The organism is Paraburkholderia sp. DHOC27 (genome assembly GCF_003429005.1).
Classification (GTDB): domain Bacteria; phylum Pseudomonadota; class Gammaproteobacteria; order Burkholderiales; family Burkholderiaceae; genus Paraburkholderia.
In genome coordinates, this window is sequence record NZ_QVQV01000002.1 from 729127 (window position 1) to 754246 (window position 25120).

Here is a 25120-nt window from a genome sequence, read left to right on the forward strand (position 1 = left end):
CCGTTACTCGTGATGTTCGAGAGCCGTGAAGCCGGCCAGTGTCACCAGCGCATCGCGGCGTGCGATCTGATAGTCGGCGCGCACCATTTCCTTGACCAGCGCATTGAACGACGTGGACGGTTTCCAGCCGAGCCGCGCATGCGCCTTGGACGGATCGCCCAGCAGGGTCTCGACTTCCGTGGGCCGGAAGTAGCGCGGATCGACACGCACGATCACGTCACCCGGCGAGAGGCGCGTTTCCTTGCTTTCCACTTTCTCGACCACGCCGATCTCGTCCACGCCTTCGCCTGCGAAGCGCACCGTCACGCCCAGTTCGGCAGCCGCCGCCTGCACGAACTCGCGCACGCTGTACTGCTGGCCGGTGGCAATGACGAAATCTTCCGGGCTTTCCTGCTGCAGCATCATCCACTGCATTTCCACGTAGTCGCGCGCATGACCCCAGTCGCGCAACGCGGACAGGTTGCCCAGATACAGATCCTTTTGCAGTCCCACCGCAATGCGGCCAATGGCACGCGTGATCTTGCGCGTGACGAAGGTCTCACCACGCACCGGCGATTCGTGATTGAACAGAATCCCGTTACACGCATACATGCCATACGCTTCGCGATAGTTCACCGTGATCCAGTAGGCGTACAGCTTGGCCACCGCATACGGGCTGCGCGGATAGAACGGCGTGGTTTCCTTCTGCGGCACTTCCTGCACCAGGCCGTAGAGTTCGGAAGTGGACGCCTGATAGAAGCGGGTCTTCTTTTCGAGGCCGAGAATACGCATGGCCTCGAGAATGCGCAGCGTGCCGAGCGCGTCGGCATTCGCCGTGTATTCCGGTTCTTCGAACGACACTGCAACGTGGCTTTGCGCAGCCAGGTTGTAGATTTCGTCCGGCTGCACGCGCTGGATGATACGCACGATGCTCGACGAATCCGTCAGGTCTCCGTAGTGCAGGAAGAAGTGGCGGTCGGCGGTGTGCGGATCGCAGCACAGGTGGTCGATGCGATCCGTGTTGAAAAGCGATGTACGTCGTTTGATGCCATGCACGTCGTAACCTTTGGACAGCAGCAGATCAGCCAGATAAGAGCCATCCTGTCCTGTCACGCCGGTAATCAAAGCGACCTTACGATCCATGTTTGTTCCCCTCGTCAAACGTTCGACTGCAGAGCGGCGCGCCGGGCACTCAGGCCCAGGCGCATAAAAAAACCAACGTCGGTGCGGTAATGCGTTGCGTCAGTCCGCGCGACTTTCGTAACCGTAGTACCCGGTGTAGCCGCCCAGATTGAGCTTGGGTGGCGGCACATCGGTGAGCAGGACGCCGTGCAGATTGACGCCCGCATTGATGAGGCGTTTGAGCGCCTCGGAGATTTCCATCGCCGGATGACGGCCGTGCCGCACCACCATCAGCGTCGTGCCCGCGTGCTTGCCGATCAGCGCAGCATCGGTCACGGCAAGCACCGGTGGCGTATCGACGATCACGAGGTCATAGCCGCGTGAGAAATGCTCCAGCAAGGTGCGGAAGCGATCGCTCATCAACAGCTCGGAAGGATTGCCCGGCAGGCCGCCCTTGGTCAGGATGTCGAGACCGGGCAGCACGTCGTGCAGCACGCACTCCTGCGGGTCGGCACCGTTGAGCACATCGGAGAGGCCCGGTGTATGCGGCAGACCGAAATGCTTGTGGATGTCGCCGCGCCGCATGTCGCCGTCGATCAACAGCACACGCTTGTGCGCCGACGCCACCAGCGCCGACAGGTTCACCGACATGAACGACTTGCCGGCATCCGGCCGCGAACCCGTCAGCATCACCACGTTGTTGCGTGCCGAAGTCAACGCGTATTGCAGCGTCGTGCGCAGACTGCGCACGCCTTCCACGGCGACGTCGTCCGGCGCCTGCGCGGCCAGCACATGCACCCCGGCGCGCCGCAATCCGACATTGCGCTGCACGCGGTTCTGCAAGGTGCTGCGCGGTACCACCGCGCACACCGGCACGCCGAGCACGGATTCGATTTCCGTGGTGTTCTGCACGCCGCCATACAGCGTCTTGCGCGTGAAGGCCGCCAGAATGCCGAGCACGAGACCGAGGCCACCGCTGATCAGGATCAGCAGGGCACGTTGCGGACGCACCGGATCATCGGGCGGTTCCGCATAGTCGACCACGCGCACGCTGCCCACCTGGCCTGCCTTGATGATGCGCAACTGCTGCGCGCTGTTCAGCAGGTTCGTGTACAGCTCGGTATCCACCCGCACGTCACGCAGCAGACGCAGTGCGGTCTGCTCCGTATCCGGCAAGGTCGAGACGTTGTGCGTGAGCGAACCCTGCACGCTTTGCAGTTGCGAGATCTGTGCGTCGAGCGCCGCAACCGCCGGGTGCGCAGCCGTGAAGCGCGTCGCCAGTTCGGCACGCTGCTGCTGAAGGTCCACCAGCTTGGTCTTGTTTTCGACGATCTGTTGCAGCAAGAGCCGGCTTTCCTCGCTCAGATCCACCGTGCCCTGCTTGTTGCGGAAGTTGTTGTAACGCTGCTCGGCCTGATCGAGTTCGCTGCGCAACTGCGGCAACTGCTGGTCGAGAAACGCCAGCGTGTGTTCCGCTTCGGCGGACTTGCGATCCACGTCCTGCTGCACGTACTGCCGTGCGATGCCGTTGACGATGGCCGCCGTGAGATCCGGATCGACGCCTTCCAGCGTCACCGCGATGATCCCCGACTGCACGCTCGTCTCCACCACGTTCATGTCTTTCTGCAGATGGTTGACCGTGTCGAGCGTCGACCAGCGCGTCAGATCGAACTTCGTGCCGGGGCGTCCCACCAGATGATCGACCTGCAGGCGCACCGGACCGCGCGTGGTGCTGCCAAGCGCGAGTTGCCCGGCATGACCGCGCAGCACTTCAGTGCCGTTCTCGTCCGTCACCACGTACTGGTCGTCCTGCAACACCGTCAGCACGAACGGCTTGGCGTACAGTTCCTTCGGCGTGTCGAACAGCGACACGTTGATTTCTTCACCGCCCCAGCCATATTCCGGCATGCCGAACAGCGGCGAGGCGAGGCCATCCGTGCCGCGCCAGCGCGCGAGCAGGCTGCCGATCACCGGAAAGTGACGCGGCGCAGCCGTGATATCCAGGTGCAGCTTGTTGACCGTTTCGTCGATGACGAGCCGCGAGCGGATCAGTTCGATCTGCGCCGAGGTGACCGCCTTCGTGTCGAAGATCGACGCCATTGTCTGCAACGCGTCCTTGTTGCCGTTCGCGTTGCCGTTGCCGTTGTTGGCGGTGTCCTCCACCTGGATCATCACGTCGGCGCGGTACACCGGCGTCTGGACAAACGCCACGGTAGTGCCGATGAGTAACGCCAGCAGCGTGACCCCCAGGATCATCCGCCAATGCTGCGTAATGACCGTCAGGTAGTCCGACAGGCGTAACTCATCGCTGCTCTGGACATCGATATATCGGTTTTCGAAGTTGGTAGCCATGTCATCAATCCCGCACAACAAGTGTGTTGAGCCGAGACCGGGTCCGTGAGTGCGTCACGGACCCGGTTGCGGATTACTTCGTGACAACTGCCGCGGTCAGGCCTGCGTTGACCAGCGGCAACAACAGGTTCAGCACACGGCTGAAGCGCACGAGGCCGCCGGCATCGAGGTACACGATGTCCTTGGGCTCGAGTTCGAACTGGTTGGCCAGCAGCATGGAGACCGGCGAGGTCGCATCGAGGTGATACACCTGCGGCTTGATGCCGGGGCCGCCGCGGATCACGTAGAGCTCTTTCGCATCGGCCGTGCCGTTGTTGATGCTGCCCGCCTGCGAAACCGCTTCGCCGAGCGACAGCCTGCCGTTACGCATCGGCAGCACCGTGCCGGGCTTGTTGACTTCGCCCATCAGGTAGACGCCGTAGTCCTCACGTGCCTCGACGCGCAGAATGTCGCCGTTTTGCAGCACGATCTTCGAGGGGTTCTGGTTGTTGTGCAGCATCTGCGCGACGTTGACGTAGTACGTCTTGTCGTCGCGCACGATCACGACATGGCCCTGATCGGCGGTGGGGCTAAAGCCGCCCGCGCGATTGATGGCCTCGGTCAAGGTCATCGGAATGTCGTTGATGGTCTGCGAACCCGGCGTGCGCACTTCACCGTCGATGTAGATCTGCGCGGAGCGGTACGACGCCACGCGCACGGTGACCTGCGGCTTCACCATCACCTTGCTCAGGTCAGCGGAAATCATGCGCTGCACCTGCTCGGCGGTCTTGCCCTGCACGGGCAGATCGCCGCAATACGGGAACTGCACCTTGCCTTCGTGATCCACGACGAAGCCGAGCGCCGCATCCGCGGGGCGCGTGGATTCAGTCGGGTTGCCGAGCGCGGCCGCCAGTTCGGGGTGGTCCCAGACGGTGATCTGCAGCACGTCGCCGGGTCCCAGCTTGTAAGGACCGGCTTTGCTGAAGAGCGGCGTCAGGTCGTTGCCGTCGCCGTTCATATAGGCCTGCTGGGCCTGCTGAACGGTTGCCAGCGTGATATCGGTGATCGGCACCTGTTCGGCGCCGGTGGCCTTGCCGTCGTCGGTGTTGCTGACGGGCAGCGTGGGCGGGGTAATCATGCGCTGACCCGGGACGGTCGAGCATGCTGCCAGCATTGCGAAAGTCGTGATGAGCCCCAGCGTCCGTGCATGTTGAACCATCGCATGCGGGACGCCCTTCTTATTCATCGCGCTGTTTATTTGACACATATTAGTCTCCTTCTTCGCGTCAATAAGCATTGTTATGCACCAGGCCCTTAACGATCGTGGCCGCGATAATGCGCATGTCGAGCCCGAAAGACCAGTTGCCGAGGTAGTACAGGTCATGCTCCACTCGCCGCTCCATTTTTTCGATTCGATCGGTTTCACCGCGAAAGCCATTGATCTGTGCCCAGCCGGTAATGCCTGGCTTGATCCGGTAACGCTGGATGTAGCCCGCCACCACCTTCTGGTAGAGATCGTCGTGTTCGAGCGCGTGAGGACGCGGCCCGACCACGGACATGTCGCCGCGCAGTACGTTGAAAAACTGCGGCAGCTCGTCGAGACTCGTGCGGCGCAAGAACGCGCCCACTCGTGTGATGCGCCTGTCGTGGCGGGTCGCCTGTTGCAGCGACCCCGCCGCTTCGGAGTGCAAACGCATGGTGCGGAACTTGTAGATCGTGAAGACCCGGCCGTCCGCGCCTTTGCGTTTCTGTTTGAAGATCGCCGGTCCGCGGGATGACAGCCGGACAGCGATGGCAATGCCCAGCAGCAGCGGTGCGAGCGAAATGAGCGCGAGCGCGGCGAACAGCCGGTCGAACATTTCCTTTTGCAGCTGCGAAGTCTGTGACAGCGGTGAGGCCACCAGGTTGATGGCCGGCACGCCGAGCAGATCGATCATGGTGCTTTCGAACATCGCGAGGCTGCGCAGATCCGGCATGAAGCGAATGTTCACGAGATCGTCGCGCAGCTCTTTCACGCATTCGTAGATGGTCTGCTCTTCGGAAAGCGGCAAGGCGAGCCACAGTTCGTGGACATCCTGGGCGCGCAGAAAGTCGGCGAATTCGCGCATGTCGTCGAAGCCGCGCACATCGGGAATCACATCGCCGAGGGCCGGTTGATCGCGTGACACGTCGAGCACGGCCACGGTGCGAAAACCTGCTGCCGTACAGCCGTCGATCTTGCGCACGAGCGCGGCGGCATGTTCGCCGCGCCCGACCACCGCCACCTTGCGCAGATTCATGCCGGACTGCCGCACGCGTGCCAGCACGCGGTGCACCGCGAAGCGCGCGACGATCATCAGCGCGCCGGTCGTACCCGTCCAGTAGGCGAACCACAGACGCGAAACGAAATCGCTGCGGTGCAGGGTGTACATCAGCGCGAGCGCGCAGATCTGCACGGTGATCCACGCAAGCGACACCTGGCCGATCAGTTCGATCTTCGAGCGGCCCCGCCATGACACGTAGACACCGAAAGCCGGAAACAAGGCCAGCGCGAACGCGGCGGAAAACGCCACGAACGCATAGTAGATATTGCTCTGCCCGAGTTCGTCGAACCGGACGTTAGACGCGATGCCCGCGCCGGCGACGATCAACGTGACATCCACGAGGCGCGCAGCCAATGCTGAAGGCTTAATCATTTTTCTCTCCCCACCCGCATCGAAACAGATTCGCTTACTACGCCAGACTCAAGTGCAGCGACCATACGTATCGTCGAACCGCACGATGTCGTCTTCGCCGAGATACGATCCCGATTGAACCTCGATGATTTCGAGCGGCACCTTGCCCGGGTTCTCCAGCCTGTGCCGCACACCCAGTGGAATGAACGTCGACTCGTTTTCGCTCAGCAGGAAATGCTCGTCGCCGCGTGTGACCATCGCGGTGCCGCGCACCACGATCCAATGTTCCGCGCGGTGGTGATGCAGTTGCAGCGACAGCCGCGAACCCGGATCGACCACGATGCGCTTCACCTGAAACCGTTCGCCGTGGTCGATGGAGTCGTAAAAACCCCAGGGCCGGCGCACCTTGCGATGTTCGTCCGCCTCGGGCGAGTGCTGCGCCTTGATGCGCGCGACCAGCCCCTTGACGTCCTGCACCCGCGAGCGATCCGCCACCAGCACCGCATCCGCGGTTTCCACCACGACCACGTTGCTGGTTCCCACACAGGCCACCAGCCGGCCTTCCGAATGCGCGTACGAAGAACTTGCGCCTTCGAACAACACCCGGCCGCGTCCGACGTTGCCGGCCGCGTCCTTGTCGAGCGCGCCCCATACGGCATCCCACGAACCCAGATCGGACCACCCTGCCACCAGCGGCACGACGACGCCTTCGAACGGCTCGCCCACCGGACCTGCCACGCCCAGACGTTCCATCACGGCGTAGTCGATCGAATCCGCCGGTGCCTTGACGAAGGCTTCGGTCTGCGGCCGGAAGAACGGCCCGTCCATGCGGCCGCTTTCGATACCGGCGAGACACGCCTCGGCCATCGCCGGTTGCAGGCGTTTGACGAGTTCGAGCCACACCGACGCCCGCACCACGAAGATGCCGCTGTTCCACCAGTACGCGCCCGATGCCACGTATTGCGTCGCCAGTTCGAGCGCGGGCTTTTCGACGAAGCGCTCGATGCGGTATGCGCCACCATCCATTGCGTCGCCGAGGCGGATATAGCCAAAGCCCGTGTCGGGCCGCGTCGGCGGCACGCCTAGCGTGGCAATGGCGCCGCGTCCGGCGTGTTCGGCAGCCTGCGCAATGGCCTGCTGAAACGCCGCGATGTCGAGGATGGCGTGATCCGCGGGCATCGCCACGAGAATCACGTCTTCGCCATCGCGCATGGCGAGTGCGGCAGCCAGCGTCAGCGCCGGCGCCGTATCGCGCCGCGCCGGTTCGACCACGAGCTGCGCGGCGACCCCACTGCTGCGCAACTGCTCGGCCGTCACGAAACGATGTTCTTCGCCGCACACGATGAGCGGCGCCTTGCGTACTGCCCACGGCGCGGGAAAGCCGTCCATCCGGCGCACGGTGTCCTGCAACAGCGAGCACGTGCCGATCACGTCGATCAGCTGCTTCGGATAATGCTCACGCGACAGCGGCCACAGACGTGTGCCCGAGCCGCCCGCCAGAATCACGGGTGCAATGTCCATGCAAGCCGTCGCCGACCCTGCGTCGGCGACCGCCTGCGCGACGGGCAGCGAATTGCCGGCATCCCCGCCGGCACTGCCATCGTCAGTTACCCCTTCCCGCAACGCCTTTTCCATTATTAGTACTCCTACTACTAACCAGGACGTTCTTATTCCACTAGCGTCGATACGCGATTCGCTCGCGCGGGCGCAGCCAGGCCCCTGATGTCCCTGGCTCCCCTGACCGGCTCAACCCTGCGAGGCAGAACGGCTACGCGCCCGATACTCGGTTGGCGACAGCGCCATGCGCTTGCGAAAGATCTTGGCCAGCCGATCGCCGTTGCCGGTGCCGCTGCGCCGCGCGATCTTGTCGACCGGCAGTTCCGTCTCGGTCAGGAAGTTGCACGCAATGCGCAAACGAACCTGCAACAGGTAATCTGAAGGCGTGACGTGCATTTCGTGTTTGAAGCGGCGCAGGAAATTGCGCTCGCTCATGGCCGCCACGTGAGCGGCGTCCGCCACCGACACGGGCCGGTCACAGTTGGCCTCCATCCAGCGGGCCGCGGCGCGGATCTTTTCGCCCACGCTCATCGTGCCGCCCTCGGCGAGGCGCGGCATCAGCGCGGCGCCCATGCCCGGCATCACGCGATCGGCAACGTTGCGCGCCACGTCGAGACCGAGGTCCCGCTTGATGAACATCAGCGCGCTCTTGCCCGAGTCGTGATGTTCACGGGTCTCGTTCAGGGCCTGCTCGCCGCCACCGATATGCGTCAGGTAGGGATGAGCGTGGCGGATATCGTCGACGTCGACCAGTCCCGCGGCCGCCAGAATCTGGCGCCCCTCGGCGATCGGTTCGATGGTGCGGGTGCGCGAGCGCACGGTGCGCAGCCAGCCGAGCAGGCGTTCGTCGCGCGCTGCCGTCATGGCGCCGTAGCCGCCTGCCACGAACAGGATGTCGAAGCCGTTGTTGTAACGGGCGTCGACGCCATCCGTCCACATGCGGGCCGACGACGAGCTGGCAATGCTGCCGCCTTCCATCGACAGGAACTGCACTTCGTAAGGGGGATCATCGCCGCTGTGTGGCGCGGCAATCTCGTTGGCGGTATGGAACATCTCGGCTACGATCCCCGCGCCCAGCAGGCCAAAACGATCGAATAGCAGAATGCCTATGCGGCGAGCCGCACATCGAACGTTGACGTTAGGCGTGTGTAGCCAGGTAATCCTCGCAGTATCAACTGACAAATGCGGCATGATCTCTCCCCTACCATGTCATGCATTGTTGGCCATTTCGTCTGATTTTCTGAATTTTTTAATCTCATTGCGGTGCATCATAGCTATGTGCTAACCGCTGAAACCGATAGTGACGGAAATACGCGCTGTGTTGGCGGATTGCGTCGCTATATGCAAATTCGCAAATCAGAAATTGGGTACGACTGTTACAGGCACCGGACTAAATTACCGCTCGGCCGATTAATGTCATTTAGCCGACGATTTAAAGACGGCATTAAAACGTCGGACAAATCGACAAATCGATCGAGCGGATGCAGGCAGGTACGACAGGCGAAATCGCCGCGCAATGGGCGATGTTGCACTGCATGAGAGGGATATCCCTGGTGGGCATCCTCGTACGACGGCCTGTTGTGATAATGATGATGCGTCGCAACAACGCACACTTCGTTCCAGGGACCGTGTGGTATGGGATTGCGGCAATTACCCTCCCACAGAACACGCCTGGAACCTCAAAAACGTTTCAAAGGTGAACTCCAAAAGTGAATTCCGGCGAATCTATTGCGAAAACGATCCATCAAAATAGGCGGGTTAATTTTTACCGATCTCCGGGATACCTTGTCCTCAACCGCGACGAAGATTTCTGGCCGGATTACCGCGCCTTACACCCCCTCCGGAATTGATTCAACCTTGAAACAATGGTCCGATTGGCTTTGCGTCGATTTCGGCTTCATCATATTTTAACTGGCGAGGTAAATACAACTGGCGTTATAGCCCTATTAGACTGGTTTTGTGGGCTAACCCACCAAGCCCGCCGGAAAGCCGATGCGGCGGACTTCATGAGCCTCCGTTAAGGCGGTATAAATCGGGCTCGCAGGCAATCCGTTAGAAGATTGCAGGCTTGCATCAATTGCCAATGGTGCCAATTAAAGCTTGCAGGCGCCGGCACATTGAAACCGCCGAAAACATGCATATCGCGCCTGATATTTGGCGTGGACGGACAGGCGGCAGCCGATATGCTGATCCTCAACGTCACGCCTGGCGGGCGGAATAACACTACGCTGCGGCTCTGCCCGTGGCGCCCGAACGATTGGTTCGGCGCCCGGCACAGCGCGGGGAACGAGCGAGGCGCGCGGGGTCGCGCACAGGACCGGTTCGATGAAGAGAGACTTCGCGGCCAGCACACAGGACGCAGCCGGGGCGCGCCGCGCGGCGCAGCCCGGCGCGTGGCGCACGCATGTGACGCCGGTAACGCGGGTGGCCCGCGACGCGGCACTCCGTTTGATGGTTGCGCTCGCAATCACCGCTTGTGGTCCGCGTGACGAGACCGCGCGGGCGGCCACGGATGCCGCGAACGCTGCTCCGGCTGCGTCGGCTGCGGCCATCTCGCCGGAAGCAGCCTCGGCCACCGCGGCCACCGCGGCCACCTCTGCCGCTGACACGCGCAACCACGGCACGCTAACCTGCGGCGCGCCCGGCGCGCCCAGCAACGCGCCAACGGAAGGCGCCCCGCTCGAAGCGGACACACCGGGCAGCGACGGCACCCGCATGTTCGCGCTCGACCATCCCCTTACGCTCGCCTTCACCACGCGCACGCAAAACGCGGACACGCTCACGTGGCAGATCGTCGACGCATGGGACAAGGTGCAAGCGTCCGGGCGCTTCAAGGTCACAGCCGGTTCGCACACCGTCGCCCTCAAATGCACGTCGACCCTCGCGGGATACTTCGCGGTCAATGCGACCCTCGCTTCCGCGGGCACGACCCTGCCCGCACGCGGCACGCGGCCCGCCGGCATGGCGAGCTTCGGCGTGCTGCCGGATGTGTCCGCGGTGCTGACCCCGCCCACCTATGCACGCGAAGATCTGCACCGCTTTGGCGGCCAGGGCGCGGCGTACCTTGCCCCCGGCCAGCATTGCTGCGACGGCGACGGCTACCGGCCGCTCTATCCGGATCTCGGCCTGCGCTGGGTCAACGACAACCGCAACTGGTACATGATGGAGCCCAAGGGCCCCAATACTTTCGACGCCAGCACGCACCCACTCGCGTCGTTTTTCCAGCCCGGCGACCTGATGCGTCTGATCCAGCTCGACGGTATTCCCGCCTGGGCGAGTCCGACGCATACAGAGACGCACAGCTATTTGCCGGTCTCGTTGCCCGCCTACCAGAGCTTCCTGAACCGGGTCGGCCAGGAGTCGAATCACGTCCGCACCGAGCGCTTTCCGAAACAGTCACACAACTACTATCAGGTGACCTGGGAGCCGGATTACGACAGCGGCCTGCCGTGGCGCGATACGGACGCCAACCTGGTCGCGCTGTATCGCGCCACCTGGCAGGCCATTCACGCCACCGACCCGGACGCCATCATCATGGGCACCACCAACGCGTCGGTGGCCACCAACACGGAGTGGCTGCAACGGCTGACGCCGCTCGGCATTGCCAAATATCTCGACGGCGTGTCGATTCACGGCTACTACGATATCGGCACCTCGCCGTCCCATCCCCCCGAGCGCCTGGACGGCGACAGCGACGCCAGCAAGGCGGCGCAGTCGCTGCCCGCCACCATGCGCGCGCTGCGCCGCCAGATCGCCAGCACGCTGCATCCCGGCGCGCGCCTCTTCGTGACGGAAACCGGCATCAGCTACGATATCGGCACGCAGTACGGCGCCCATTACCCCACGCCGAACGTGTTGTATGCGCAAGGCGCAGTCGTCGCGCGCACGCACCTGATCCTGCTCGGCGAGGGCGCGGACGTCACCTACCTGTTTTATATGAACGACTTTCCCGGCCAGATCGGCTACGGGCTGTTCTTCGAACTGAGCAATCCGCAAGGCGCCTTCGGCCCGTCGTCTATCAGTCCCAAACCCGCGGCCATGGCGACCGCCGCGATGACCCGCATCATCGACGGCACCAACACGCTTGGCCCCGTCAACGGCGTGCCCGCCGGCGTCTATGCGTACGCGTTTCAGCAGTTGAATAACGGCGCCGTGATTACCGCGCTCTGGACCCACGACAACGCGGTCTGGAACGCGAGCAAGGGTTTCAGTTCGACCTACCAGGTGCCCTACGCCCTGCGCGTCGACGCGAAAGGCACTGCCGGCCAGGTGACGGTGCTCGACATGATGGGCAACGCTTCCACGCAGACGTATCAGGACGGTGTCGTCACGCTCGCGCTGAGTGAAGCACCTGTTTATGTGATCTCCACCAACGCCGCCGTGGCGAAAGCGAACGTCACCACACCTGCGGGTTATGTCGCGCAGTAGCGTTTGGCCTGATGTGCAGAGAGTTCGGCGCATTTGGCAGGGATGCGAAATGTGGCGCGGCGGCGCGAGACGTTAGACTCAATCCGTCTGTGTATCGACCGGACCGTGCGTGCCGAACGTGAAGAACCTGAAAAACGAGACCATGCTTGCCCGACCAGAATTTCTCGACGTCGTCCGCCTCACGCCGCTCATTTCGATCGACCTGATCGTGGTGGATAGCGACGGCCGTGTGCTGCTGGGCCGCCGCGTCAACCGTCCGGCGCTCGGTAGCTGGTTCGTGCCCGGTGGCCGCATCCGCAAGGACGAAACGCTGAACGGCGCCTTTAGCCGGATTGTCAGCGAAGAGCTCGGGCTCGATAACATGACGCAGCACAGCGCGTGTTTTCGCGGTGTGTTCGAACATCACTACGACGACAATTTCGCGGGCGCGGCGGATATCTCCACGCACTACGTGGTGCTCGGCTACATGCTCGTGCTGCGTGACACGTCGCGAGTCGGCCGCTTCGAGCAGCATAGCGACTACATCTGGATGGCACCGGCCGAACTGCTCGCCTGCCCGGACGTGCACGAAAACACCAAGGCGTATTTCCGCTAGACGGCGGGTCGTGTCTGCTGGCACTTCGCGTTTTGCGCTTTCTTTCCAGCGTTTTTTCTCTCAAGCTTCCTCACGCCTTTCAGCGTAAGGGTTTCGTCATAGCTCAGTCCGCGCGCTCCTTAAAGAAAGTTTCATCAAACAGTCGCGCTGTTTCAGACATCCGGCCGTGGTCTCGCTCCATACTTGGCCCATCGTGTCAGGTATGAGGAGTCGCAGCATGACGATGACCATCGAAATGATCAACGAGTACGGCACCCACGCGGTCGACGTCACCATCGACGAACGCCATGTGGTGTTGGGCGCCGAAGAAGTGGATGCCGTGATCGAGCGTCTCGCGCTGATTCGCGCGTCCATGCGTCCGGAGATTGCCAAAGAGCCCTCGCGCACGCATCAGTATGTGATCGAGATGGATCCCTGCTGGCACACCGAAAAGCATCCGCTCTATGAAGGCGCCGTGCTGTTCATGCGTCATTCGGGTCTGGGCTGGGCCGGCTTTGCGTTGCCTACGCCAAGTCTTGCCAAGCTGCACGAGGCGTTGGGCAAGCATCTCGCTCAACTCGAAGAGAGTCACGCGTTGATGAACTAGACGCGGCTCCACCACGAGCGGCCGCGTTATTGCAAAACCTGCAGGACAGACTTTCAATTCACGCGCGCACTTCAGCACAGTGCCAACCTATACTGCCTCGTCCGCATCACTGCGGACTAGTTCAAGAAAATCTCCTTAGAAGCGCGGCTCTGTCCGCGCTTTTTTTTGCTCGCAGCGCAGACTTCATGAACATTGCAGCAAGTTAAAAAAGACTTAATCAAGCTGGCAGTGCCGTTTTACCCGTGACCGCCCATGATGCACGCATTCTCCTCATCCGGGCGTTATAACCATGAACCAGCTACAAGCCATGCGGGTGTTCACACGGGTCGTCGATCTCGCCAGTTTCAATCTGGCGGCGCGGCAACTGGGTATGTCCGCCGCCGCTGTCACGCGCAGCGTCAGCATGCTCGAGGCTCATCTGAATATGCGCCTGCTCAACCGGACGACGCGCAGTTTGTCGCTGACCGAAGTGGGCCGCGAGTATCTCAACGGTTGCCGGACCATCATCGAGAAACTCGATGAGATGGAATCGAACCTCGTGCAGACCAGCCGCGATCCGAGCGGAACCTTGCGCATTGCCGCGCCCATGACCTTCGCTACATCTGGCCTCGGCACGCTGCTCGCGGCTTACCGTGCGATGCATCCGCGTGTCGATTTCGACATCACCACGTTCGATACGCACATCGACATGGTCGAGGGCGGCTTCGACGTCTGCTTCTCCGACGAGCGGCGTCTTGCCAGCTCGACCCTCGTAAGCCGCACGCTCACCAGCATCGAAGAAGTGACGGTGGCCTCGCCTGCCTATCTGGCGCGCCACGGCACGCCGCGCGAGCCCGCCGAGTTGAGCCGCCACGGACTGCTGACGGTCTCTGACGGCACCTCGCGCAGTTGGGAATTCGCCGATGCCAAGGGCGTGTATCGCGTTGGCACCGGCAGCGCGTTGACCGCGACCAGCAGCGCCATGGTGCGCGTCGCCGCGCTCAATCACATGGGCATCGCATTGCTGCCGCTGCCGTTCGTCAGCGACGATCTTCAGCAAGGCTCGCTGGTGGCGGTGCTGCAACCCTACGAAGTCAACGGCGGCCCACGGCACGTGTCGATTCTCTATTCCGGCCGCAACTACCTTTCGATGAAAGTGCGCAGCTTCATCGACTTCGCGGTGAGCCAGTATCGCGCGCCGGACAAACCCGTCACGCTGCGCGCTGTTGCCTGATTGCACCGTCTAATCCTCGCGAATCATGCCAAAAATACTAACCATCGAAGATGACGAGATGATCGCGGACGACATCGCACGCACGCTCAGCGCGCACGGCTTTACCGTCGAAGTGGCGCGTACCGGTCGCGAAGGGATGGCCAAGGTGATGGCGGGCGACTACGACATCGTGACGCTCGACCGCATGCTGCCCGATCTGGACGGCCTCACGATTCTCGCCACCATGCGCGGCGTCGGCATGGAAACGCCGGTGCTGGTGATGAGTGCGATGTCCGACGTCGACCATCGCGTGCAGGGCTTGCGCGCCGGCGGCGACGACTATCTGACCAAGCCCTTCTCCGCTGAAGAAATGTTTGCGCGCATCGAAGTGCTGTTGCGCCGTCGCCCCCGCCAGGCATCAGGCGACGCCGTGCTGCGCACCGGCGCCTTGCAACTCGACCTCGTGCGCCGGCGCGTCACGCACCGCGAACGTGAACTCGAATTGCAGCCCACCGAATTTCGCGTGCTCGAATTCATGATGCGGCACGCGGGCCAGGTGCTCACACGCACGATGATTTTCGAAGCCGTGTGGGGCTGCCGCTTCGATCCGGGCACCAACCTGATCGACGTTCATGTGGGACGTCTGCGCAAGAAGGTCGATGTGCCAGGTGAACGGCCGCTCATTCGCACGATTCGCGGCTCGGGTTATCTGTTCGGCTGAAGCTTCACGCGCAGTCCACGTTTCTATCGCCCTCAGAAAAACGCAACGCACATTTGCACGCACATGAGCATGCCTGCGTCGTATCCGCCGTTGCAACGTCGTTTTGCGCAGCATGTTGCCTGTCTAAAAGTTGTTTCATTTTTTTAGTCGCCGCCTGTTAGGGGCTGCTCTCCAGAATACCGACAGCGGGCAAAGCACCATCCGTACTTGCCCTGACCGCCTTACGTACGCGGTGTGATTCGCGTCCCCGAACGGAGCAGCTTTCGATGTTAAAAATAGTCCGGCTTGCCTTAACGCGGCCTTACACGTTCATCGTGCTGGCGTTGCTGATTCTCGCAATCGGCCCGCTATCCGCACTGCGCACGCCAACGGATATTTTCCCGGACATCCGCATTCCCGTGATCAGCGTGGTGTGGAACTACGCCGGTCTGCAACCGGACGACATGTCCGGGCGCATCGTCACCTACTACGAACGTTCGCTCGGCACCACGGTGAACGACGTGCAGCACATCGAGTCGCAATCGTTCCGCGGCTACGGCATCGTCAAGATCTTCTTCCAGCCCACGGTGGATATCCGCACGGCGACCGCCCAGGTCACCTCCGTATCGCAGACCGTGCTCAAACAGATGCCACCCGGCACGACGCCGCCGCAGATTCTCAACTACAACGCGTCGACGGTGCCGGTGCTGCAACTGGCACTGACTAGCAATACGCTGGACGAACAGAAGCTCGCTGACTACGCGACCAACTTCATTCGTCCACAGCTATTGAGCGTGCCTGGCGTGGCCATTCCGACCGCGTATGGCGGCAAGACCCGTGAAGTGCAGATCGACCTGGATCCGCAGGCGCTGCAAGCCAAGAAGCTGTCCGCGCAGGACGTGGCCAATGCGCTCGCGCAGCAGAACCAGATCATTCCGGCAGGCACCGAGAAAATCGGCCGCTTCGAATACAACATCACGCTGAACAACAGCCCGCTCTCGTTGCAGGAACTCAACAACCTGCCTATCAGGAGTGAGGATGGCGCCACCATTTATATCCGCGACGTGGCGCACGTACGCGACGGCTATCCGCCGCAAACCAACATCGTGCGGGTGGACGGCCATCGCGCCGTGCTGATGAGTATTCTGAAGAACGGCTCGGCCTCGACGCTCGACATCATTGCTGGCGTGAAGGCACAACTGCCGCGCATCGAAGAGACGCTGCCGCCCGGCCTAAAGCTCGTCACGATGGGCGACCAGTCCACCTTCGTCAAAGGCGCGGTCAGCGGTGTGGCGCGCGAAGGCATCATCGCCGCCGCCCTCACCTCGTTGATGATTCTGCTGTTCCTCGGCAGCTGGCGCTCCACGCTGATCATCGCGGCCTCGATTCCGCTTGCCGTGCTGGCCGCGATTGCCGGTCTCTCGGCGATGGGCGAAACCCTCAACGTGATGACCCTCGGCGGCCTCGCGCTCGCCGTGGGTATTCTGGTGGACGACGCCACCGTCACGATCGAAAACATCAACTGGCACCTGGAGCAGGGCAAGGACGTGCGCAGCGCGATCATGGATGGCGCTGCGCAGATCGTTGGACCGGCGTTCGTGTCGTTGCTGTGTATCTGCATCGTGTTCGTGCCGATGCTGTTGCTGAACGGCATCGCGCGCTTCCTGTTCGTGCCGATGGCCGAGGCCGTCATCTTCGCGATGGTGGCTTCGTTCGTGCTGTCGCGGACCTTCGTGCCGATGCTCGCGCAGTATCTGTTGCGCCCGCACGTGTCGGGCGGTCACGCGTCCGGCGAACTCGCCGCCGCTATGGACACACACGGCGGCCATCACACGGCTGCCCCTTCGCGCAATCCGCTGGTGCGTTTTCAGCGTGGCTTCGAACATCGCTTCGAACGCGTGCGCGGTGTCTATCGCATCGTGCTCGGCCTTGCACTCACCAATCGCAAACGCTTCGTGGTGGGCTTTCTGATCGTGGTGGGCGCATCGTTCCTGCTCGCACCGTGGCTCGGCCGCAACTTCTTTCCGAATATCGACTCGGGCGAAATCACGCTGCACGTGCGTGCGCCTATTGGTACGCGCATCGAAGACACGGCCGCTGAATTCGATCACGTCGAAAACGCCGTGCGCCGCGTGATTCCGCCGGACCAGCTGCGCAGCATCATCGACAACATCGGCTTGCCCAACAGCGGTATCAACCTCACCTACAACAACAGCGGCGTGACGGGACCGCAAGACGGCGACATCATGATTGCGCTGAACGAAAATCATGCGCCCACTGCGGACTACGTGAAGACGCTGCGCAAGCTGCTGCCGCGCGAATTTCCCGGTACGACCTTCTCGTTCCTGCCGGCGGATATCGTCAGCCAGATCCTGAACTTCGGTTCACCGGCGCCGATCGATCTGCAGGTGGCAGGACCGAACCAGACGGGCAATCGTCGCTACGCGAATGAAGTGATGCGCCGGATGCGGCTGATTGCGGGCATTGCCGATACGCGCATCCAGCAGGCCTCGACGTATCCGCAGTTCACCGTCTCCGTGGATCGCTCGCGTGCGGATCAACTGGGCATCACTGAAGACGACGTGACCAACTCGGTGGTGGCGAGCCTCTCCGGCACGAGCCAGGTGTCGCCGACTTTCTGGCTGAATCCGCGCAATGGCGTGTCGTATCCCATCGTCGCGCAGACGCCGCAATACCGGATGGAATCGCTCTCCGCGCTGAACAATCTGCCGGTGACCAGCAAGGACGGCCAGTCGCAGATTCTCGGCGGCATCGCCACGATCGAACGGGGCGTGGGCGACGCCGTGGTCTCGCACTACAACATCGAACCGCTCTACGACGTCTTCGCCACCACCCAGGGCCGCGACCTGGGCGCAGTGGCCACGGATATCCAGCACATCCTGCATGCCACGGCGAAAGACGTACCCAAAGGCACCGTCGTCACCTTGCGCGGCCAGGTGCAGACCATGAACAGCGCCTTCGTTGGACTGTTGCTCGGCCTCGTCGGCGCAATCGTGCTGATCTATATGTTGATCGTGGTGAATTTCCACTCGTGGAGCGACGCCTTCGTGATCGTCACCGCGTTGCCCGCCGCGCTGGCCGGCATCGTCTGGATGCTGTTCACCACCCATACGCCACTCTCCGTGCCGGCCTTGACGGGCGCAATCCTCTGCATGGGCGTGGCGACCGCCAACAGTATTCTGGTGGTGAGCTTCGCGCGCGAACGGCTTGCGGTCACGGGCAACGCACTGGTGGCGGCGATGGAAGCCGGCTTTACGCGCTTTCGCCCGGTGCTGATGACCGCGCTCGCGATGATCATCGGCATGGCGCCGATGGCGCTCGGCCTCGGCGACGGTGGCGAACAGAACGCCCCGCTCGGCCGCGCCGTGATCGGCGGTTTGATTTGTGCAACCTTCGCGACGCTGCTGTTCGTGCCCGTCGTGTTCAGCCTGGTTCACCGCAACGATGCCGCAAGGCACCCGCCCGTGAAAGACCAGGATCAAGATCAAGACCAATCCTCTTCCGAATCTGGAGTGCTCCATGTCCACTGAGATCGAGATCAGTTCTCCGAAGCGTTTGCGTCATCTGAAGCTGGTCGGCATCGTGGTGCTGCTCGCCGCCGCCGGCATCGTGACGACCGGCATCCTGAGCCGGGTACACGCCACACAGGAAATGACCACATGGTCGGCCGAACAGGCCGTTCCCACCGTGGCGGCGTTTACGCCGAGCCCGCAGGGCGCGACCCAGACGCTGATCCTGCCGGGCCACCTGTCGGCTTTCGTCAACGCGCCCATTTACGCGCGCGTGCCCGGCTATCTGCATGCGTGGTACGCGGATATCGGCACGCATGTGAAAGCCGGGCAACTGCTCGGCATCATCGACACGCCGGACCTCGATCAGCAACTGTTGCAGGCGAAGGCCGATCTGCAGACGGCGCAAGCCAACGAGAAGCTCGCGGCCTCGACGGCCGCGCGCTGGACGCAGATGCTCAAGGAAGATTCCGTCTCGCAGCAGGCCAGCGACGAAAAATCCGGTGACCTCTCCGCCAAGCAGGCCGAAGTGGCCGCCGCCCAGGCCAACGTGAACCGCCTCGAAGCGCTGGAGTCGTTCAAGCGCATCACGGCGCCGTTCGACGGCATCGTGACCGCGCGCAAGACCGATATCGGCGCATTGATCGACGCGGGCGGCGGTCAGGGCAACGCGCTCTTCACCGTGTCGGACGCGAACAAACTGCGGGTCTACGTCAACGTGCCGCAAAGCGACGCCGCGGCCATCAAGCCCGGCATGACAGCGACGCTGACGGTGCCCGAACGCCCAGGCGCGAAGTTCAACGCCACACTCGTGGATACCGACGATTCGATCACGGCATCCACCGGCACGCTGCTCGTGCAACTGGAAGTCGACAATCAAGGCGGATTGCTGATTCCTGGCGAATACACGGAAGTTCATTTCGCCATGCCAACCAATCCGCACACGTTGCTGATCCCCGCCAGTTCGCTGATTTTCCGCCAGAGCGGCTTACAGGTCGCGGTGGTGGACAAGGACAACCACGCGGTCCTGAAGCCCGTCACCATCGCTACGGACCTCGGCACGCAGGTCGAGATCGGCACGGGTCTGGATGCCAGCGACCGCGTGATCGACAATCCGCCGGATTCGATCGCTACGGGCGACGCCGTACGTTTGTCCGACCCGCACGCCACCAACGTCGCGAGTACGCCGGCCGCCCAGCTTGCGCAACGTGCACAACGGCACCGGGAGCCGGTTCATGGTTAAGGCTGCGCGCAGATTCCGATTCAGGCGCACGGCATGCGTCGCGCTCGCGGTCAGCGCGCTCTTTAGCGGCTGCTCGTTTGCGCCGGTTTATCAAGTGCCGCCCACGGCGACACCCACGGCGTTCAAGGAAGGCGGCGCCTGGCAACTCGCGAAGCCGGCCGATCAGATTCCCCGTGATGCCTGGTGGGAGGTCTACCGCGACCCGCAGCTCGACCAGCTCGAAGTGCAGGTAGCCAAGGCCAATCCGAACGTGGCGGCTGCCGTGGCACGCCACGATGAGGCTGCGGCGTATCTCGACCAGGCGCGCTCCGGCCTCTTCCCGACTATCGGCTTGAACGCCAATGTGTCGAGCAACCGGCAATCCGACAACCGGCCGTTGCGCGGCGGCGGCGAGCCGTCGGTGTACGGCTCGAATACGGTGGACGTCGGCTTCAATTACGACCTCGACCTGTGGGGCAAGGTGCGCAATGAAGTGAAGGCGGGTCAGGCGGCGGCGCAAGCCAGCGACGCCGATCTCGCCTCGGTGCGGCTCAGCCTGCAGGCGAGCCTCGCGGATGCGTACTTCAATCTGCGCGGGCTGGACGAGCAACAGCAACTGCTTGCCGACACCATCACCACCTATGAACGCGCGTTGAAGCTCACGATGAGCCGGCACGCCGGTGGCATTGCGTCGGACCTCGACGTCTCCCGCGCGCAAACCCAGCTTGCCTCGGCACGCGCCTCGGCCGAAGACGTCAAGGCGCGCCGCGCGCTCTATGAGCACGCCATTGCCTCGTTGACCGGCGTGCCGGCTTCGTCGTTCTCTCTCGCGCCCGCGGTTGGCCTCGCGTATCTGCCGTCGATTCCGGCCGGCCTGCCTGCCGCATTGCTGCAACGGCGGCCCGACATCGCCGCAGCGGAACGGCGCGTCGCCGAAGCCAATGCGAAGATTGGCGTAGCGAAAGCGGCGTTCTTCCCGGACGTCTCGCTGGGGCTCGATGGCGGTTTCCAGAGCGATACGTTGTCGCCGTGGATCATGGCGCCGAACGAGATCTGGTCGATCGGCCCGAGCCTCGTGATGACACTGTTCGACGGTGGCCGCCGCGAAGCGATGACCCAGGAAGCACGCGCGAAGCTGGCCGAGAACGGCGCGACGTACAAGGCAACGGTACTGCTCGCCTTCCAGCAGGTCGAAGACAATCTCGCGCAACTGCATCACCTGGGCGACGAGGCAACCCAGCAAAACGAAGCGCTGGTCGATGCGCAGCGTACGCTGAAGCTCTCCATGTCGCGCTACAAGGACGGCGCAGTGAGCTATCTGGACGTAGTAACGGCGCAGACCACCGAACTCAGCACACAAACGCTCGCCCTGAAGGTCAACACGCGGCGTCTGCTCGCCTCCGTGGGGCTGATCCAGGCACTGGGCGGCGGCTGGGGTGTCGACTCGGCGGCTTCATGAAAAAGCTTTTAAGTATTCGACAGCGCAGGGCCGAATGCCCTGCCAGCAAGCCGTTTCGCACGTCGCGCCGATAAATTTCTTTTCACTTTCTTACCACCGATCCGCTAAAGCCCGGCGACTATCCTTCTAGTTAGCCGGACGACGAATGGATTCGCGATTCGCGCCGCGGTGCCTGAACCTCGTACTGAGCCCCGAATTGAGTCCCTTAAACTTTTATCTTTAGGATGCCAAAATGAAATCCCTGACAATCGCTATCGCATTGGTTGGCGTCACCGCTACTGCTTCGGCATTTGCGCAGAGCAACCCGCCCTCGAACACGTCGGCAACGGAAACCACCCAGGTGGCCGCCAATACCACGCAGGCGCCTGAATCGGCAGGTCAATGGGTTGCGCCGTATGGCCAGCCCACGCAAGGCAAGACGCGCGCCCAGGTCTATCAGGAACTGGTACACGCCGAACAGGACGGCCAGCTGGCGTACCTGAACTCGACGGTCTACGCGCATTGACACGTCTGGCAAAGGCGCACTCATGAAAGTCCGTTCTGTGCTCAAACGCTCCATTGCCTGGACGCTCGCGGCGGCCGCCGCGAGTGCGCTGCTGGCCGGCTGCGCGGGGCCGGGCCCGCAGGCCGCCAACAGCTCGGCCAATAGCTGTGTGGGACCCGCCAGCTTCTGCAACATCTACTTCGGCTCATGAACGCAACGAGCGCGCTGCCCTGCTGGGTCAGCGCGCCCGCTTGCTGCACATTCGCGCGGCTTGTTGGCCGCACTTGCCGCTAACGCGGCGTCATCGCAATCTGATAGCCGTAGCGGCTGATCGTTTCGATCCGCACTTCCGGCAAATGCTGCGCCAGCTTGCGACGCAGGCGCGATACCACCAGATTGACGCTCGATGGGTCCACGTCTTCCTTTTCCGGCCACGCATAGCGAATCAGTTGATCGCGCGGCACCGGTGCATTGATCTGGCGCATCAGGCATTCGAGCAGCAGATATTCGCGCCGCGTCACTTCCACGCGGCGCGATCCTTCCATCAGCTCGCGGGTGTGCGGATTCAGTGCCAATGTCATCGCGGTGGGTGTCGCCACCGGCTGATCGCGGCTGACGCGCGAAGCACTCGTGCGCCGCAGCGCCTGCATCCGTTCATGCATTTCGATGAACGAATACGGCTGGCCAAAACAGGCATCGGCGCCGGCACGCAGCGCACGCGCACGTTCCTGCGCGCCGGACTGGCCCAGCACCGCGACGATGGCCGCGCCGCTGCCCGCTTCGACGAACTGCGGCAAGGCCGCCAGCAACGCCGGATACGCGCCGGGATCGAGCGACATGACCACGATCACGTCGAACGCTTCCTGGCCTGCCAGAAAGGCGCCGTCGCGCAGATCATCGGCGCGCTGCAAACTATGTGCGCTCTCCTGCAATGCCTTGAAGAGCCAGGCGGATTCAGGATGCGGCGTAGCGACGAAGAGAATGCGCATTCAGCCTCCGCTTCGCGCAGTGAAAAAGATCGCCGGATTCATGCGAGCGTCCTCGACCAGCATTCCACGCTGATCCGCGTACCCGGTGCGTTATTGCCGATATGCATGGTGAAATCATGCACACGAAACACCGCCGAGACGATGCTGAGGCCGAGCCCCGAACCCGACAGATGGCGCGTGCTTTCGCCGCGATAGAAGCGTTGTAGCACCGCCTCGCGTTCGTCGGGGGGAATGCCCGGCCCGTTGTCGGCGATCGTCACGAGCGGGCCGTCGGCGGTCTGTTTGAGTGTCATGTTGACTGTGCTGCCGTCGGGACAAAACTTGAAGGCGTTGTCGAGCAGATTGCTGAAGGCCTCGAATAACAAGGCCCGGTCGCCGTGAATGGGCGGCACCGCCTCGGCCTCGACCACGAACTGGATCGCCCGCGCTTCTCCGAGCGGCTCGTAAAGCTCGGCCACTTCGTCGATCAGGGTCTTCAGCTCGACCTCGCCGAAGCCACCGCGCCGCTGCAAGGTGCCGATCTCGGAGATGCGCAGCATCGCGCGGAAGCGGTCCAGCAAAGCGTCGGTCTCGGAACGGGCCCGCTCCACCAGCGTCGACAACGCGATATCGTCACCCGTCTCGGCACGTTCGGCGATGTGTCCGAGCAAGGTGCGCACATGCGCGAGCGGCGTGCGCAGATCATGGGCGATGCCGTCGCAGGCGCCCTTCACTTCGTTCATCAGGCGCTCCACTTCTTCCAGCATGTGATTGACCAGATGCGCGAGCATGTCGATTTCGTCGCGCCCGCCAATGGGCAGACGCTGGGCGAGATCGCCCTGGGCGATGCCCAGGGTGACACGGCGGATCGCCTTGAGGCGCTGCACCTGCCGCACGCTTAACGCGAGACCGCCCACCACACCCGCGACGAGGCACAGCACGCCGCCGCCGATCAGCGCATTGATGATGGTTTCGCGAATCCGCAGGATGTGGGTCAGGTCGCGCGCCAGTACGAGCGTTTCGCCGTCGTGGCGTTGCTCGGCCATCGCGCGCACCACCGGCGACGGCTCGCCGCCCTGGATCTGCAACGTATGCTGCAACGTGACGCCGCGCCGGTCGTGCGGCAGACCGGGCGGAAGACTGAGCACGTCCCCGGCAATCAACTGCCCGGTGGGCGAGAACAGGCCGTAGTAATTCGTGTGCATGCGCTCGTGTTCGAGCCGCCGGTGAATCGCGTCGGCGAGTTCGGAATGCGGCATGGAATCGAAGTAGATGAACTGCCACTCCATCACGACATCGGTTTCGCGCTCCATGTCGCCCGTCACCGCGGCGCCGATCAGGCCCAGCAGCGACATCACCGAGATGGAAAAAATCACGGCATACACCGTAATCAGGCGGAACGTGCTGGAATGCCAGCGACGCCCCAAGGCGGATTGCGCAGGGAAGGAGGTGTCCGTCAAGGTGGTCCGCTCAGTGTCTGCTCGGTGGTCTGCTCAGGCAAGGATGTAGCCCGAACCCCGCACGGTCTGGATCAGTTGCTTGACCCCGGGCGGGTCGATCTTCTTGCGCAGGCGCCCCATGTGCACGTCGATCAGGTTGGTGCCCGGATCGAAGTGATAGCCCCACACGGCTTCGAACAGCATGGTGCGGGTGATGGTCTGGCCGGCGTGGCGCATCATGAATTCGAGCACCCGGTATTCGGTGGGCAGCAGCACGATCTCGGCGCCGTCGCGCTGCACCTTGCGGGAGATCAGATCGAGTTCGAGCGGACCGACGCGCAGCAGGGTTTCGAAGGGTGCCGTGGGCGTTTGACTGCGCCGCAACAACACCTCCAGGCGCGCGGTCATCTCTTCGGGGTCGAACGGTTTGGTGAGGTAGTCGTCGCCGCCTGCGCGCAAGCCCCGCACGCGTTCGTCCACGTCGCCCAGCGCGCTCAGCATCAAGACCGGCGTCTGGATGCCGATGCTGCGCATGGTGGTGAGGATGGTGAGGCCGTCGACACCCGGCAGCATGCGGTCGAGCGTGATCACGTCGTATTCGTCGCTCATGGCGCGCGCCATGCCGTCGCGGCCGTTCGCGACCCAATCGACGCTAAAGCCGCGGCTTTTCAGTTCACCGACGATTTCATTCGCGGTGATTTCGTCGTCTTCGATGGTCAACACTCGCGACATGATCATTTCGCGCGTCGCGGCAAGCCCAGCGTGCTTGAGCGGGGCGCGAGAGAGGTTATCCGTGGAGGTACATGATGCCATATCCGGCCTGGGGCTGAGTGCGGGTTCGGGCGGCCCGGCCCGTGCCGGCGCGCATGAAGCC

At 62.8% G+C, this 25120-nt stretch carries 19 protein-coding genes; 10 read left to right on the forward strand and 9 right to left on the reverse strand.

Annotated elements, in window-relative coordinates; translation table 11 throughout:
• Positions 1-3: 3 nt before the first annotated feature.
• The 6 genes from gmd to D0B32_RS11470 all read right to left on the reverse strand — a co-directional run bounded on the left by gmd (position 4) and on the right by D0B32_RS11470 (position 8834).
• A complete protein-coding gene (gene gmd, locus D0B32_RS11445) occupies positions 4-1122 on the reverse strand; it encodes a GDP-mannose 4,6-dehydratase (RefSeq protein ID WP_117334044.1) in 1119 nt (372 codons plus the stop codon).
• A 99-nt stretch (positions 1123-1221) separates the two neighbouring features.
• Positions 1222-3453, reverse strand: a complete 2232-nt coding sequence (locus D0B32_RS11450) for a polysaccharide biosynthesis tyrosine autokinase (RefSeq protein ID WP_117334045.1) — start codon at positions 3451-3453, stop codon at positions 1222-1224.
• A 73-nt stretch (positions 3454-3526) separates the two neighbouring features.
• A complete protein-coding gene (locus tag D0B32_RS11455) occupies positions 3527-4651 on the reverse strand; it encodes a polysaccharide biosynthesis/export family protein (RefSeq protein WP_404935548.1) in 1125 nt (374 codons plus the stop codon).
• A 67-nt stretch (positions 4652-4718) separates the two neighbouring features.
• Complete coding sequence (locus D0B32_RS11460; RefSeq protein ID WP_117334046.1) at positions 4719-6107, reverse strand: undecaprenyl-phosphate glucose phosphotransferase; 1389 nt, start codon at positions 6105-6107, stop codon at positions 4719-4721.
• 48 nt (positions 6108-6155) lie between these two features.
• Entirely contained in the window at positions 6156-7721 is a 1566-nt protein-coding gene (locus D0B32_RS11465) for a mannose-1-phosphate guanylyltransferase/mannose-6-phosphate isomerase (protein ID WP_310591192.1), read from the reverse strand.
• Positions 7722-7832: 111 nt separating this feature from the next.
• Positions 7833-8834 (reverse strand): GlxA family transcriptional regulator, encoded by a 1002-nt coding sequence (locus D0B32_RS11470; RefSeq protein WP_117334047.1) that lies wholly within the window; start codon positions 8832-8834, stop codon positions 7833-7835.
• Positions 8835-9968: 1134 nt separating this feature from the next.
• Here D0B32_RS11470 and D0B32_RS11475 point away from each other — a divergent pair.
• From D0B32_RS11475 to D0B32_RS32520, 10 genes are all read left to right on the forward strand, one after another.
• Complete coding sequence (locus D0B32_RS11475; protein ID WP_259294962.1) at positions 9969-12071, forward strand: hypothetical protein; 2103 nt, start codon at positions 9969-9971, stop codon at positions 12069-12071.
• Positions 12072-12213: 142 nt separating this feature from the next.
• Entirely contained in the window at positions 12214-12666 is a 453-nt protein-coding gene (locus D0B32_RS11480) for a GDP-mannose mannosyl hydrolase (RefSeq protein WP_117334189.1), read from the forward strand.
• A 223-nt stretch (positions 12667-12889) separates the two neighbouring features.
• Positions 12890-13252 carry a hypothetical protein gene (locus D0B32_RS11485; RefSeq protein ID WP_117334190.1) on the forward strand — a complete coding sequence of 121 codons (363 nt, stop codon included), beginning with the start codon at positions 12890-12892 and terminating at the stop codon, positions 13250-13252.
• 289 nt (positions 13253-13541) lie between these two features.
• Positions 13542-14465, forward strand: coding sequence for a LysR family transcriptional regulator (locus tag D0B32_RS11490; protein ID WP_117334048.1), 924 nt, complete (start codon positions 13542-13544; stop codon positions 14463-14465).
• Positions 14466-14490: 25 nt separating this feature from the next.
• Complete coding sequence (locus D0B32_RS11495) at positions 14491-15165, forward strand: response regulator transcription factor (RefSeq protein WP_117334049.1); 675 nt, start codon at positions 14491-14493, stop codon at positions 15163-15165.
• Positions 15166-15431: 266 nt separating this feature from the next.
• The gene (locus D0B32_RS11500; RefSeq protein WP_117334050.1) at positions 15432-18695 is read left to right on the forward strand and encodes an efflux RND transporter permease subunit; all 3264 of its coding nucleotides are present in this window, start codon (positions 15432-15434) and stop codon (positions 18693-18695) included.
• Complete coding sequence (locus tag D0B32_RS11505) at positions 18685-19917, forward strand: efflux RND transporter periplasmic adaptor subunit (protein WP_117334051.1); 1233 nt, start codon at positions 18685-18687, stop codon at positions 19915-19917. The genes D0B32_RS11500 and D0B32_RS11505 overlap by 11 nt, the downstream gene beginning before the upstream one ends.
• On the forward strand, positions 19910-21355 hold the full coding sequence (locus D0B32_RS11510) for an efflux transporter outer membrane subunit (RefSeq protein ID WP_117334052.1): 1446 nt from the start codon (positions 19910-19912) through the stop codon (positions 21353-21355). The genes D0B32_RS11505 and D0B32_RS11510 overlap by 8 nt, the downstream gene beginning before the upstream one ends.
• 232 nt (positions 21356-21587) lie before the next feature.
• Positions 21588-21860, forward strand: a complete 273-nt coding sequence (locus tag D0B32_RS11515) for a DUF4148 domain-containing protein (RefSeq protein WP_117334053.1) — start codon at positions 21588-21590, stop codon at positions 21858-21860.
• Between the two features lie 22 nt (positions 21861-21882).
• Positions 21883-22050, forward strand: a complete 168-nt coding sequence (locus D0B32_RS32520) for a hypothetical protein (RefSeq protein WP_181969785.1) — start codon at positions 21883-21885, stop codon at positions 22048-22050.
• 79 nt (positions 22051-22129) lie between these two features.
• Here D0B32_RS32520 and D0B32_RS11520 read toward each other — a convergent pair whose 3' ends face one another.
• From D0B32_RS11520 to D0B32_RS11530, 3 genes are all read right to left on the reverse strand, one after another.
• Complete coding sequence (locus tag D0B32_RS11520) at positions 22130-22828, reverse strand: response regulator transcription factor (protein ID WP_117334054.1); 699 nt, start codon at positions 22826-22828, stop codon at positions 22130-22132.
• Positions 22829-22866: 38 nt separating this feature from the next.
• The gene (locus D0B32_RS11525; protein WP_117334191.1) at positions 22867-24162 is read right to left on the reverse strand and encodes a HAMP domain-containing sensor histidine kinase; all 1296 of its coding nucleotides are present in this window, start codon (positions 24160-24162) and stop codon (positions 22867-22869) included.
• A 138-nt stretch (positions 24163-24300) separates the two neighbouring features.
• Positions 24301-24978 carry a response regulator transcription factor gene (locus D0B32_RS11530; protein WP_117334192.1) on the reverse strand — a complete coding sequence of 226 codons (678 nt, stop codon included), beginning with the start codon at positions 24976-24978 and terminating at the stop codon, positions 24301-24303.
• Positions 24979-25120: the final 142 nt, after the last annotated feature.